At 60.9% G+C, this 14,286-nt stretch carries 7 protein-coding genes; 5 read left to right on the top strand and 2 right to left on the bottom strand.

Going from position 1 to position 14,286, the window contains the following annotated elements; translation table 11 throughout:
• Positions 1–176: 176 nt before the first annotated feature.
• Both BV106_RS04640 and BV106_RS04630 read right to left on the bottom strand, forming a co-directional pair.
• The gene (locus tag BV106_RS04640; protein ID WP_038161222.1) at positions 177–1,718 is read right to left on the bottom strand and encodes a YifB family Mg chelatase-like AAA ATPase; all 1,542 of its coding nucleotides are present in this window, start codon (positions 1,716–1,718) and stop codon (positions 177–179) included.
• A 570-nt stretch (positions 1,719–2,288) separates the two neighbouring features.
• Positions 2,289–4,850: a DUF4838 domain-containing protein gene (locus BV106_RS04630; RefSeq protein WP_038161216.1), complete on the bottom strand. Its 2,562-nt coding sequence runs from the start codon at positions 4,848–4,850 to the stop codon at positions 2,289–2,291.
• A gap of 32 nt (positions 4,851–4,882) precedes the next feature.
• On the opposite strand from BV106_RS04630, the gene BV106_RS04625 reads away from it, so the two are divergent.
• From BV106_RS04625 to BV106_RS04605, 5 genes are all read left to right on the top strand, one after another.
• Positions 4,883–5,116 (top strand): hypothetical protein, encoded by a 234-nt coding sequence (locus BV106_RS04625; protein ID WP_038161212.1) that lies wholly within the window; start codon positions 4,883–4,885, stop codon positions 5,114–5,116.
• Positions 5,117–5,318: 202 nt separating this feature from the next.
• Complete coding sequence (locus tag BV106_RS04620; RefSeq protein WP_038161209.1) at positions 5,319–6,590, top strand: DUF1552 domain-containing protein; 1,272 nt, start codon at positions 5,319–5,321, stop codon at positions 6,588–6,590.
• Positions 6,590–9,322 carry a DUF1592 domain-containing protein gene (locus BV106_RS04615; protein ID WP_265595339.1) on the top strand — a complete coding sequence of 911 codons (2,733 nt, stop codon included), beginning with the start codon at positions 6,590–6,592 and terminating at the stop codon, positions 9,320–9,322. The genes BV106_RS04620 and BV106_RS04615 overlap by 1 nt, the downstream gene beginning before the upstream one ends.
• 685 nt (positions 9,323–10,007) lie before the next feature.
• A complete protein-coding gene (locus tag BV106_RS38105; protein WP_265595338.1) occupies positions 10,008–10,187 on the top strand; it encodes a hypothetical protein in 180 nt (59 codons plus the stop codon).
• A gap of 45 nt (positions 10,188–10,232) precedes the next feature.
• The coding region (locus tag BV106_RS04605) for an Ig-like domain-containing protein (protein WP_265595337.1) at positions 10,233–14,286 on the top strand (4,054 nt) is incomplete at its 3' end.

The raw sequence follows: 14,286 nt of genomic DNA, 5'->3' as shown, positions 1-14,286 counted from the left end.
CTCAACGAATATGCGCGGAGTTTTCCTTCCGGCTGCGCCAAAATTGTTCAGCCAAGCTTGATGGCGAACTCGTCGAAATCGTGCGCTTGCTATCTTGCCATGTGGAATTGAGAGGGGTTCATCGCTGATTCCAGCATGAACTCTGGCCATGGCGACACTTGGGCCTGATCGTGATCTTACGACCATAATGCTCGATCCAAGGTTCGGTAGTTCACCGCTTCGAGAACCTGCTCGCCGGTGATCTTTTCCAGTCCAGCGAGATCGGCCAAAGTCCGGGCAACCTTCAGGATTCTGTCATGTGCGCGAGCGCTAAAATTCATGCTCACCATGGCATGTTCCAAATAGCCAGCACCTTCAGCATCCAGCTCGCAGTGCTTGCGAATGAGGCGCGAGGACATGCCTCCATTAGTGTGAATGCCTGCATCTCCCGTGAATCTATCACGTTGCCGGCTCCGGGCATTTTCCACTCTTTCCTTAACAGAAGCGGAGTTCTCCGTCACTTCTTTGGAAATAAGTTCCTTGTACTCGATGTTGGGAACGTCGACATGCAGGTCAATGCGATCAAGGAGGGGGCCGCTGATCTTCTGCCGGTACTTCTGGATCAACGTGGGGCCACAGCGGCACTCTCTTTTTAGGCTTCCATAATACCCACATGGACAAGGATTCATCGCTCCGACCAAAAGATAACCTGCGGGGAAAGTAACGGTTCCGGCAGCGCGAGCGATGGTGACTTTGCCATCCTCCAGGGGTTGTCTCATGACCTCCAGGGTCGAGCGGCGGAACTCAGGCAGTTCATCCAGGAACAACACGCCATGGTGTGCCAGGCTGACCTCGCCCGGCGCTGGGTTGCTGCCACCTCCCAGGAGACCTGCGTCACTGATGGTGTGGTGCGGAGCACGGAATGGCCTTGTGGCGATAAAGGACTTGTCCGTGCCCAGCAGACCGCCTGCACTGTGGATTTTGGTGGCTTCAATGGCCTCCTCTTCACTCATACTTGGCATGATGGTGGGAATGCGCTTGGCCAGCATGGACTTCCCGGTGCCAGGAGGACCAATAAACAGGAGATTGTGCCCACCCGCCACAGCCACCTCGATGGCCCGCTTCGCGTCCTGCTGACCTTTGACCTCGTCAAAGTCGATGCCGTAGTCTGCGTGCGCCTGGAAGAGTTCCGTAGCTCTACAGGGTTCCGGCGCGATGGCTTTCTCGCCGCGCAAAAATTCCACGGCTTCCCGCAGATTGCCCACCCCAATCACTTCAATGCCCTGAACCACACTGGCCTCGACTGCGGATGCCTTGGGAACCAGCAGCTGTCTACGTCCTTTGCTACGAGCTTCCAGGGCAACCGCGATGACTCCCCGCACGGGGCGAATTTCCCCATCCAGAGCCAACTCTCCCACAATGGAGCACTCGTGCAGGCGCTCCATTGGCAGACGTTCTCTGCCTGCGACCAGCGAGATCGCCAGGGGCAAATCAAAGGCGGGCCCCTCCTTTCTGAGATCGGCTGGGGCAATGTTGAAGGTGATGTAGCCGCTCGTCGGCATGTAGAACCCACTGTTGTGCACGGCTGCCATGACCCGCTCCCTGGCCTCCTTCACGGAAGTGTCAGGCAGACCCACCACCGTCATGCGAAACTGGTTCCCGAAGGCCTCGTGGCATTCGATCTCAACTTCGACGGCGTTCACGCCGAGCAGGGTGGCAGAAAAGGTCCTGGCAATCATGGTACTGTGCAGATGAGTAGCATGCCCCCTCGTGTTTGCACCAAAAGATGGTGGAGGACGGATATTTGCCTGGGCCTGAGTTCGAGGGCGTTGCTGTATGGCCTCCTGATGAATATTGAAACACCGTAGGAGTTGGGTCGTGGTCAGGGGCGCTTCCGTTTACACTCCTGCCCCTGCGGGTACTACGGTGACCTCAAGCGCGAGTGCCGCTGCGGGGCCAACGTGATCCAGAAGTACCACCAGAAGATCAGCGGCCCCTTGTTGGACCGCATCGGCCTCCATGTGGATGTGCCCACCGTGGAGTACGAGACCATCGCTGGCGCAGAGACCGGGGAGACCTCCGAGACAATCCGCCAGTGGCGGATCTTGCGGCGGACGAGAAGGTTCTATCCCATCACGTGCTGGAGGCCATCAACTACCGCACCCTGGACCGGGCGATGTGGAGTTGAGTGGAGGAGTCCTGTGGGCGGGCGGATGGTGCGGCTCGGGCAGTCTGACATGAGTCTCACAGGAGCCGCGTGAGCGGGGGGGAGGCAGCACGCGGCAGGAGGTCGGTCGTGATGATGAGGCTCAGTTGGCCTCGAGGGCGCCCTTGGCATCGGCGCGGCGTTGCTTTTCCTTCTCCCAGTTTGCGGGCGGCGCGTAGCCATTCAGCCGGGCAAACTTGGAGGGGTCCAGGAAGTCTGGCTTGGGAGTGGCGGAGAGGGCGGAGCGCTCCACCACGGTGCCACGCACGCGCTGGCGGCAGACATTGAAGTACCAGGGATAGGTGGCGGCGGGCTTGCGACCGGAGACGCCATTGAGCGGGTCCACAGCGTCGTCCAAATCCGCGCTCAATGGCAGGCGCATCTCCACACTCCAGAATTTGTCCCCACGGTGGGTGGCGACCTTCGCGCCGGACTTCCAGGCGGGCTTCGGCTCGCCATTGTGATCCACATCGAGCATGAGGCCGGCGGCATTCACGGCAATCTGGTAGAAGGCATGGTTCTGCGTTTCGAAGAGGAGTTGCAGGTGATCCCCGTCCAGGACGCGCGGGTCATCCTGCGTGTCGCCAGTGGCCTGGACGTTGGCCATGTCCGGGTCATCGCAGCGCACGCCGAAGTAAAGCGCATTGTCCGAGAAGAAGACGTGGAAGCGAGTCTTCGACCGGGTGGGTTTGCCAGTGGTGCAGTCGACGAGTTCGCCGGTCTGATAGGCAGACATTTTTTTCCACAGGGGCTCATCCAACTTTCCGTCGAGCGTGATTTCCTTGCCGTTCTTGTCATTGATGCGGAGCACGCGGGCATTCTCACGACCGGCAGTGCGCAGCAGCTGCTCGCGACGGGCGGCGAGGGGCTGGATGTAGTCCGCCACCAGGGCGATGCGTTTCCCGGGCAGGGAATCCGGTGCCACCTTTTGCTGCGCTTTGGCGAGGAGGGCGAAGGACTCGGAGATCTGCTCGGTAGACTGGTTCATGCTCATCCAATGCGCTTCACCGTAGGCGATGAAGGCCTTCATCTCCTCACTGGCGGGGCCGTAGAGGTCGCGGCAGTATTCATCGACCATGGCATCCACATCCAGGCTGGTGTCCCACCAGAGGCGGGAGGTGACGTAGAGATTGAGCGCATTCACACCAAAGGCCTTCAGGTCTGCCTCGCGATAGACCTCAATGTAGTCGCCCATGGAGATGCCCTTCAGCGAGCGCAGGTCCTCCGCGATGGCGTGGGGGAAGTACACGGGGAGGAAGGCATAGGCACGCTCCTGGCGGGGGTGCAGGTAGTACTCATAGAGACAGAGCTGCGGTGCGCCGGGGGTGAGTTTTGCCTGCCAGTTCCTGCGAAGTTCATCGATCCACTCGCGGCGTTCCTTTTCATAGAAGGAGGCGCGCTGCTGGGCGATGCAGACGATGATGTTCGGGCTGAGCTTTTCCAGCTTGAGCGGAGGCAGGGCCGAGGCACCGTAGGCGAGGCAGATGATTTTCCGGTCGGGGTGGGACTTCAGCAGCTCGCGGCCCACGGCGTCCACATAACTCCACACATAGTCTGAGAAGCGGCCGAAGGAGCCGCGCTCGGGAGTCTCCTTCCCCTGGCACAGGTCGCACTGGCACATGCCCACGTAGCCGTCCGCCGGCATGACGGAGACGACAGGGACATCCATCTTATCAAACATGGCGCGCACGTACTTCACATTCTGCTCGCGCAGTCCGGGTGAGGAGAGGCAGGGCTTGCCAGACTCGGCGGTATCGCGCTTGCCATCGATGAGGGTGTAGTACTCGGGGTGGGCCAGCTTCACCTCCTCACGTGCGTGCACATTATTCGTACCGTGGGCGACGTAACCAGGGCCGATGAGGTCGGGCGCTTGATTCAGCCCGAGGCGGAGCTGCCAGAGGGTTTCCACGGTTTTCCCCCCAAAGCGTTTTCCATATTGATATGGATAGCGCAGCGCGAAGTCGGGCCGGACAGTGCGGTCTGCCTTGGGCAGGGCGATGCTGGTGTGCCGGGGCACAATCTCGCCAATGTCCCCGGGCAGGTACCAGCGCACGCCGAGGCCGCGCAGAAACTCATGCACCGCATTGAGCGAGCCGCGCTCGTCCTGCTCCCACACGCCGAGCTCCTGGTTCTGCATCTTGAAGGTCTGGCGGAGGTTCAGGTCCATCTCCCACTTCTCCCCGGTGAGCGCATCCCACTCGCGGCGCACGCGGTCAAGATCGCGGGCATGGTGCGGCCAGGGCTCACGCGGAGTGTAGTCGCGGTCACGCCCCACGAGGGCGAGCCACGTGTCCCCTGAAACCATGCGGAAGCCGCCATGCAAGAGGTCATCCCCACTGACCTTGAGCGTTTCCGTGCCGGGGCTCTTCCCAACGTAGATGGCGATGCTCCCGCCGCCGGACGTTCTGGTCACAATGGGCAGGGTGGCACCGCTTATTTTCTCCACATATTTCTGCAACTCCTGCGCGGCAAGCCGGGCCGTTCGCGCTGGCTTTTCCGCAATGACAATCTCCGCACGCGGTTGACCGCCCGCGACGATGAGGGGCTGGGATGCTGGGGCCTGCCCAGTGGCATGTGGGATCGCGGCGAGGGTGAGTAAGAGAACGAAAAGGAGGGGAGGGTGATGCAAGAGCGAGCGATGGAGGTGCGCGAGGAGAGACTTCATCGAAGCTTCCTAACGGGGCTGGCGGAGAATTCTTGTGGGGATTTGGTGGATGGAGCGTCATCCACAAGAACTGTGAGCTGGACACAGAAGGCGCCGGTTTCCTGGAGCAGGCCATGACCAGCATGATCTTCAGCGCCCGCGCTCACGACCGCATCCTGAAAGTGGCCCGCACCCTGGCAGATCTCGCGGCGGACGATAAGGTGCTATCCCATCACGTGCTGGAGGCGATCAACTACCGCACCCTGGACCAGGCGATGTGGAGCTGAGGGGGGAAGAAGTGGACGTGAAGAGCGGCAGCACGAAGACCTGTCGCATTCATGATGAGGGACAATCTCGTCCTGGCAGAGGGGTGTTCTTACAGGTTCGAGGCCGGTAACAACCTGAGCCTGCGAACCGCCTCCTGCCCGACTTTCCTGCAAAATTCCCCCATTTCTGGGCGATTAGTAATTACCCCCTTACGGAACCCGCATGAATCGTCGTCGTTTTATCCTCCAATCCCTCGGTGCCACGCTTGCGTTGCCGGGGCTCACTTCGCTCAAGGCCAGTGCTGTGGGGGGCAATGCGGCCGTCCAGATGGCCAAGGGGGCGGGCATGGGCGCACGGCGCTTTGTGGCGATCGGAAACCTGCTTGGGTTCCAGGTGAAGCAGCTTTTCCCCACGACCACAGGTCGAGATTACGAGAAGACGGCCCTGCTGGAGCCCATCTGGGAGAATCGCAGCCAGATGACCGTCTTTCGCGGTCTCGACCACGGGGTGAAGGGCGGGCACTTCGCCGTGCACTCCTTCCTCTCAGGCGTGCTGAACTCCGAGGCGCAGAACCGCCCGGACGGCAATGTCACGATCGATCAGTACCTCGCGGAAGAGGTGGGTTTTGAGACGCGGTTCCCCTCGCTGACCGTCGGTTCGGAAGGCGGCATTCACGGTGGCTGCCAGATCGCCTGGACCAAGTCGGGCGTGCGGGTGCCGCCCATCACGAATCCGGCCGAGCTGTTTGAGAAACTTTTCGTCAGCGATTCGACGGAACGCCAGGCTCGCCGTGTGCAGGAGAACGGGGTGCAGGCCTCGATCCTGGACTCCGTGCGGGAGGAGGCCAACCGCCTCTCCCACCAGGTGAACAAGGAGGACAAGGACAAGCTCGACGAGTACCTGACCTCCGTGCGCGATGTGGAGAAGCGCCTGGAACTCCGGAAGCGCTGGACCACCCAGCCCAAGCCGAACGCACCCTTTGACAAGCCGGCGAACCGCAATGCCGTGGAAGATCTGCCGCTGCTGTATGAGCTGATCACGCTCGCCCTGCAGACGGACAGCACCCGCATCGCCACGCTGGAGATCGGTGGTGACTTCATGCCGCAGCACCTGGGCATCAAGAAGGACTACCACGGCCTGTCGCACCACGGGAATGATCCCGAGGCGATCGCCAGCCTGATCACGCTGGAACAGTACCAGATCGAGCATTTTGGCAAGTTCGTGAACCGTCTGTCCAAGGTGAACGACGGGGATCGCACCCTGCTGGACTCCACCACCGTGCTCTTCGGCAGCGGCATGGGCGATGGCAACTCGCACCGGAACTCCGATTTGCCCATCCTCCTCGCGGGTGGCGGCTACAAGCACGGCGAGTACCGTCAGGTGCCGCGTGAGGGCATCAACAAGGTGCCGCTCTGCAATCTCTTCGTGGATATCGCGCAGAAGATGGGCGTGGAAACGGATCAGTTCGGGAGCAGCACAGGCCGTTTTGCTTAATGCGCGTTTTACATTCTCTCTGTCTCGCCGCCGGAGTGTCGGCGATCGCTCTCTGTGGTGCGGCTGCGCAAGGTGACGACAAGTCACCAGCGGCTCCGTCCCCCAATCCGCAGCCTGCGGCGAAACCGGAGGCGGCCCAGCCCGCCACCGGAGTGCAGCCAGCTGCTCAGGAGTCGGCGCCCAAATCTGCGGCTGTGCCCCAACCTCCGGCGGCACCTGCCGCCTTGAAGGCCGCGGCACCAGCACCTGCTCCTGCGTCTACACCTGTGCCGGCGCCCGCGCCCGTTGTGGCCTCCAAGCCCCAGGTGGCGCTGACTCCACCGCAACAGGTGAATCATTTCCTGGGCAAGTACTGCATCGAGTGTCACGACTCCAGCGTGCAAAAGGGTGACCGGGACTTCGAGGCCTTCAGCCTGCCCTTGAAGTCCGTCGCCGACCTGATCTCAGCCAAGGAGATCATCGATCAGATTACGTTGAAGGAGATGCCGCCGAAGAAGGCGGATCAACCCTCAGACGAGGAGCGGATCGCTGTCTTGCGCGCGTTGCGGGACGGCACTGTGGCGGCGCGCAGTCATCTGGAGAGCTCCGGTTCCCGCACCGTGATGCGGCGCCTCTCGAGCCGCGAGTATGAGAACACCCTCGCCACGCTCTTCGGCCGCCGCGTGGATACGCTGGGGCTGACCGCCGATTTCCCGAAGGAGAAGACGAGCCGGCACATCGATACCATCGGGCAGACGCTGGTGACCTCCGGGTTCCTCGTGGACCAGTACTTCCAGGCCGCCAACCGGCTGGTGGAGACGCGGCTGGGCAAGCCAAAAATGGAGCCCCAGCAATGGCGATTCAATGGCCACTTCGTCCAGTACGAGGAGCTGCAGGGTTCGCACAAGGACGCCTTCAACTTTGGTTTCCTGAACCTTTACGAACAGCCCAATACTGATACGCGCCAGGGCGGCTACGGCCATATTGAGGACTTCCTGCAGGGAGTGCCTGTGTCCGGACTGTACGACATCGAAGTGGAAGCCCAGGCCAAGCACCGGGACACGCACTATGATCCGGCGATCTTCGGCATTGATCTCTCCGAACCCTTCATCCTCGGTATCGTGCCCGGAGATGTGACCAAGGGCCACATCCACTACCCGCAGGCCATCGAGCCCGTGCTGGCAACGAAGACTGTGCCGGATGACAAGCCGACGCGCCTCTACTTCCGGGTGTGGCTGGAGGCGGGGCAGACGCCGCGCTTCATCTTCCCCAATGGCCCGTATGAATCGCGCGCCTCGGTGATCACGATCAACCAGAAGTACAAAGACGAGTTCAAGGAAAAAATCCCGACCTCCCTGGTGGGCCGCGCCCACATCCTGCGGGAGGGCAAGCTGCCGCACATCCGCATCAGTGAGGTCAAGATCAAGGGCCCCGTGACCGAGAATGCTGGAAGCTTGGAAGAGGCCGCTGTCTTCGGCAGCGAAGGGTTCAAGGAAGATCGCGCCACGGATCAGCTCTTCGCCTTCGCCGAGAAGGCCTATCGCCGGCCGCTGACCGACAACGACCGCCAGCCTCTGCGGGCGCTCTATGACAAACGAGTGGGTGAAAAGGCCTCGCCCCGTCAGGCGGCGCTAGATGTGGTGAAACTCATCCTGTGTTCCCCGTCCTTCCTCTATCTGAGCGAGATCACGGATGAATCCTCGAAGGCGCTGAAGCCCTACGATCTCGCCTCGCGCCTGTCCTTCGCCCTCTGGGCTACGCCTCCGGATCGCGCCCTGCTCGATGCCGCCAAATCAGGTCAGCTCACTCAGGATGCCGAGCTGAAGAAGCAGGTGCAGCGCATGATGTCCGATGAGAAGGTCACGGCGTTCATCAACGGTTTCCTCGACAGCTGGCTGAGTATGCGCGACCTGGGCAGCCAGCCACCCCCGCGTGAGACGAACCGCTCGTACTACGCGGAGGATCTCCCAGAATCGATGAAGACAGAAGTGCGGATGTTCTTCCGGGACCTGCTCAAGAACAATGGCTCCGCAGCCCAGTTCCTCAGCTCGGATTACACCTTCGTGGACAAGAAGCTCGCAAAGCTCTACGAACTGCCCGAGGCAAAGTCACTGCGTCTGGCCGATGGCTTCAAGAAGGTCAGCTTCCAGGGCAACCAGCATCGCGGTGGCCTCATGGGCATGGCCGGCGTGCTCACAGTGAGCGCCAATGGCGTGGAGACATCCCCCGTCACCCGAGGCGTGTGGGTCAGTGAGAACATCCTCGGCATCCATCCGCCCCCCCCGCCGGATGAAGTGCCCGCCATTGAGCCCGATGTCTCCGGTGCCACCACCATCCGCGAACGCCTGGCCAAGCACAGCACGGACAAGACGTGCGCGGAGTGCCATCACAAGATCGACCCCCTGGGCTTCAGCCTCGAGGCCTTCGACCCCATCGGTCGCTGGCGCACCACCTATCCCAAGCCCAAGAAGAAGGACGCTCCCGCGCCGGTGATTGACACCAAGGGCGAGTTCCCCTCAGGCGAGACCTACCAGGATTTCGCGGGGTTCAAGGACATCCTCCGCAAGACCCGCGAAGATCTCTTCATCCGTCACCTCATTGGTGAGATGCTCAGCTACAGCACCGGGCGTCTCATGGAGTCCACAGATGACTTTGTGATCCAGGACATTCACGAGCGGGCGAAGCTCCAAGGCCTCGGCCTGCGCTCCATCGTCACCGAATGTCTAACGAGCGAGATCTTCCGTTCGAGGTAATGCCCGCTGCGCGGGAGACGCATGACTAGAAGACACAAGACTCAAGACCTGAGCCGGCGCATGATTGCAGGTGCAAGGCGCGATGGTTAGTAAGAGGAGGGAGGGACATTCCTGTCCCGGTCCCCGGGTTGGTCTGACCCGCAGTGGACAGGGTTCTACCTCCATAACGTGTTGAGGTGACAAGGTCATCCCAATTCGCTCCGGTCCGGCATGGACAAAACAATCAACGGAGGGGACTATCCAAAAGGATAATTGATTGCAAAAGCTATAATATTCATCAAAACAATATTTGCGGATTTTTGATTGCGCGTTTGTTAAATACACCGTTAGAAATAACAAACCCATGCATCATAAATTCTGCATAATGCAGGAGCATGTCAGCCACGACCTCGTAGACGAGACAAGGAGTGGCGTATGTTCCTCGAATTTCAGCACTCTGGAGAAAGGTGTCTCCGTGCCCTTCCTTCCGGGAAGCGGAGAGAGGAAGTCCATGGCTTCTCTCCTGTATGGCACGCTCGCTGGCATCACCATGCTCGCGATGGGAAGTTGCTCCCCCAAAGCTGAGTCAGACAAGGATGTCCTATCCAAGGTGGAGCCATCAAAAGTCGCGTTAGCCCCCCAACCTCTGGCTCAGGGATCAGCGACGACATCAGATCCCCTGTTCCTGGTCCAAACCTCGCCCTCGATGAAGTCTCGAACCCTCGAGGCACGATCCAGCATCATCCCGGGCCGTGAGGCTAAATCTGGTGAAAAGGCTCTGAGAGTCCAGGATGTGAAAGCTGACCAGGCAGTGCAAGTCTCTCCCGTGATCATCGACAAGCAAAATCGGGAGTTGATGGACGCACTCACCGTGAAACCGCGCTAGTCCCAAGGCACACCCGCCCCTCAAATTTTCCCGCCCAAATCTGCCATGAAACATCGCCAATTCATTTTTTCGATATCGATGTTAATAGGGTTCGGGTGCGCTTTCTCGCAGGTCGCGAGGGCGCAGTCTGCCAATCACGCGCCGGATGCCCTGGGCATTGTGCCTGACTACCTGGGCGTGTACTACAGTGACAGCACCAGCGACGACATCACGGCGTTCGAAGGGGTGGATACGGACGCCTCAAAGGACGGGGAGTTCGCCACATCCTCTGCTGGCACGTTCTGGTTCAAGCGGCATACTCCTGACACGCCTCCTGGGGCGCTCCCGCTGGATGAGGTGGATGTTTTTCTGAAGGGGACGAACGGGAGCTGGACCTACCAGACGACGCTGCAGCCTCCGCTGGCGGCGGGCAGCACCTCGGGGTTCGGCACCAGCATCACGGCTGATGGTTCGCGGATTTACATCGGTGCACCGGGGGCTCTCAATGCCTCGTCTGTGGCGAGTGGCGCGGTGTACATCTACGAACTCAGTGGCAGCTCCCTGTCGCTGGTGGACACGGTGGAACCGGCCAGTGGGGTGGCGGGAGATCAGTTTGGTTTCAGTCTGGCGGTGGATGGCACGAGGATGCTGGTAGGCTCCCCTGGGAGGGACCGGACCACGCCTTATACCATGACGGATGCCGGGGCGGTCTTCTTCTATGAGTACAGCAGCCCCTCCTGGTCCGTGGTGCATACGGCGTGGAGCCTTGCCGGGCATCAGGATGGGCGTTTTGGTTTTTCCGTGGCGTTGAATGGCCGGGTGCTGGCGATTGGCGCTCCTTATGAGCAGGGTTGGATCACGGTGGGCAACACCACGTATGTGATGGGGGAGGTGGGCACGATTCACGTGGGCCAGTGGGATCGTCCGAATGACCTGCTCGGCTTTTACAATCTGTTTTCCCTGTTCTCTCCGGTGCAAGCGCAGGTCCAGGGGCTGGGGGGATCGCACTTTGGCTGGTCTGTGGCGGTGGATGACAAACTGCAGGTGGCGGTAAGCATGCCGGACTCATCATGGGTTCCCACCGATAACATGACGGGGTGGGACGCTGGCCTGGTCATGGTGATGAACTGGAATGGATCGGTGGACAACTATTCCTTCAACATCAATGGCTTCTCCCACGGGGCCATGGTGCCGGGGGACCGGTTTGGCGAGTACGTGGAAACGGCCAATGGCTCGATGGACTTCGGTGTCAGCACCTCGCTCCGTGACACGGACAACCGGGCGGTGCACTACTATGCGGTGGCGGCGGTTCAGTTGCAGCCGGGCGTGCCGGGCACCCCATTCCGCGTGGGGGATGTGTTTGGCATGGATATCGATCTGGACCCGCTTACGTTCTCGATTCCGACGCTGGACAATCCCAATGGCACGCACTTCTCCCTGACGCCTACCGGGGAGCTCCTGGCCGGAGAGAGTCTGCAATGGGTGGCGAACGGGCTGCAATCGCTGACCTTGAGCGTGGCAGACGGTGATGGGGCTCACACGGAGAGAATCTTCACCCTGGACGTGAGTGGAGCCTCTCTCGATACGGATGGGGACAGGATGCCTGACTGGTGGGAGACGGCGCACGGTCTTGCCACCAATGATCCTGACGATGCCGGTGAAGATCCCGACGGTGATGGGTTGAGCAACCGCAGTGAATTCCAGGTGGGGAGTGATCCCGCGGATTACTTCAGCCAGGGTGGGGCGCTGATCGTGCCGGTGTTGGAGATTGTTTCCGGCAACCACCAGCATGCCAATGCGCTGGACTTCACCAGCAGCCCTCTGGTGGTGAAGGTGAAGAATCTGGCCACGGGGGTGGAGCTGGTGAATGCCCCGGTGGAGTTCTCCGTCACGGAGGGGGAAGGCAAGCTGGCCCCGACGAGTGCGGGAACTCCCACCCTGAGCGATGTGCTGGAGGTGCGAAGCAGTAGCGCAGGCCTGGTGGAGGCCTACTACAAACAGCCGGAGACAACACTGCCTGAGGCGCAGATTACCGCCAGCTCAGGCACGGGCACTCCCGTGGAGCTGAGGGTGTACGCCACCATCATCACGGGCAGTCCGAATCCTCTGGAAGCCACCGTGACTGCCAACAGCACCAGCGGGCCCAGGACGGTGACGCTGACGAACCGCGGGACGCAACCGCTGGATTATAACATCGAACTTCTGAACACGGAGGTGCCCGGTGGGGGCGACTACCAGTACCGGGACTCTGATGCGCCGGGAGGGCCTGTCTTTGCCTGGAATGACATCCGCACCACGGGCACCCACCTGGTGGGACTCTCCAGTGAGGACGATTCCTCTGCCCCGGTCGACCTGAGTTTCTCGTTCCCGTTCTACGGCCAGACGTTCACGGAGCTCCATGTGGGGAGCAATGGCTATGTCACGTTTGGCAGTGGCGCCTCGACGCCTTCCAACGGGGCGCTTCCCAATGCCTCTCTTCCGGTCAATCTCATTGCCGCGCTTTTTGACGACCTGCATCCGGGCAGCCATGGCGACATCTACTACCAGGACAATGGCACGGAGTTCATCATCCAGTTTGAAGAAGTGGCCTTCTACAGTGGATCGGGAAATGTCACGTTCCAGATCGTGCTGAAGCCGGACGGTGAGATCCTGCTGTACTATAAAACGCTGACTGGCGCTGTGGATTCGGCCACGGTCGGGGTGCAGAATCTACCGGGGGATCAAGGGCTCACGGTGGTGTCAGATGCTGCGTATCTGAAGGACAGCCTGGCTGTCTCCATCAAATCCCTGGCTCCGTGGCTGGCGGTGAGCCCTCTCTCTGGCCAGATCCCGGCGGGGCAGAGCGTGAATGTGACGGCCACCTTTACAGCGCCGCCCTATGCTGCGGTGCCGCTGGAGGGCACGATCGTGGTGACTCCTGATGCTCCGGGTGAGGATGCGCTGCATCTGCCGGTGGTGCTTTCCGTTAACCCGCGTCCGGTGGTGCAAATGCTCGCACCTCCTGTGGGCAAGATCTATCTGGAGGGGGCCAATATCCCGTTGTCTGCCTCTGCCGTGGATGAGAGCGGTGTCATCACGAAGACGGCGTTCTACTCAGGGGCGACGCTCCTGCAGGAGCTGACGTCTCCTCCCTACCAGTGGACGTGGAACAGTGTGCCGGCGGGAACGTACAGCGTGACGGCGCGTGCTTATGATGATCTGGATGCGGAGGGCATTTCCGCCCCACGCACGGTGATCGTGCAGGCAGACTCGGACTCTGACGATCTGGGGGATGACTGGGAGGTGCTCCACTTTGGGGGGCTGGGTGAAGATGAGGCGGGGGACTACGACAACGATGGGGCGACGAACCTGGAGGAGTTCCAGGCAGGTACGGACCCTGCGAGCGATGACTCTGATGGGGACGGCATTACGGATGGTGATGAGATCGACCACGGGCTGAACCCGCTGCTGGCTGATGCCTATGATGACGAAGACGGGGACCGCTACCCCAACATCTATGAGCTGCGCAACGGCAGTGATCCCAATCTGATCTCCTCTGTGCCTGTGCCGCACTATGTGGTGGATGCGCTGGGCGGGGGCAGCCACACGACCATCCAGGAGGCCATCGATGCGGTAACCCAGGACTTCCAGATCGTGAAAGTGGGCCCGGGGGTGTACACGGGGACCGGCAACACGGCTCTGCAGATCAACAACTACAAGATGCTGTTGATCTCAGCAGACGGGGCTTCGAAAACCACCGTCGATTGCGAAGGCCTTTCCCAAGGCCTGACCCTCAGCACGGAGTCTGTGGTGGACGGCTTCACCTTTAAAAATGCGGAGGGATACTATGGGGCTGCGTTGGGGATCAGCTACGCCAATGTGCGGATCACCGGTTGCGTGCTGGCGAACAACCATTCCTCCGCCAATGGTGCGGCGGTCTATACAAGTGGTGGTGATGTGGTGCTGGTGCACTGCACGCTCACTGGCAACACCACGGGGTCGGGCGGGGAGGCGGTGTATGTGTACGGCGGCAACCTTACCGTGGCGAACTCCATCCTCTGGAACCCAGGGAGCGCGGCGGAGCTGACCGTCGGCTACGGCAGCGCGGTGGTCACGCACTCCAGCATCCGCGGTGGTCATG

The organism is Verrucomicrobium sp. BvORR106 (assembly GCF_000739655.1).
Taxonomy (GTDB): domain Bacteria; phylum Verrucomicrobiota; class Verrucomicrobiia; order Verrucomicrobiales; family Verrucomicrobiaceae; genus Verrucomicrobium.
Note: the sequence above shows the minus strand (reverse complement) of the source record. Positions and strands in the feature narration are given on the sequence as shown.

Coding starts and splice junctions, on each gene's coding strand:
- BV106_RS04640 (WP_038161222.1), bottom strand. CDS start 1,718: ATGATTGCCAGGACCTTTTCTGCCACCCTGCTCGGCGTGAACGCCGTC.
- BV106_RS04630 (WP_038161216.1), bottom strand. CDS start 4,850: ATGAAGTCTCTCCTCGCGCACCTCCATCGCTCGCTCTTGCATCACCCT.
- BV106_RS04620 (WP_038161209.1), top strand. CDS start 5,319: ATGAATCGTCGTCGTTTTATCCTCCAATCCCTCGGTGCCACGCTTGCG.
- BV106_RS04615 (WP_265595339.1), top strand. CDS start 6,590: ATGCGCGTTTTACATTCTCTCTGTCTCGCCGCCGGAGTGTCGGCGATC.
- BV106_RS38105 (WP_265595338.1), top strand. CDS start 10,008: ATGAAGTCTCGAACCCTCGAGGCACGATCCAGCATCATCCCGGGCCGT.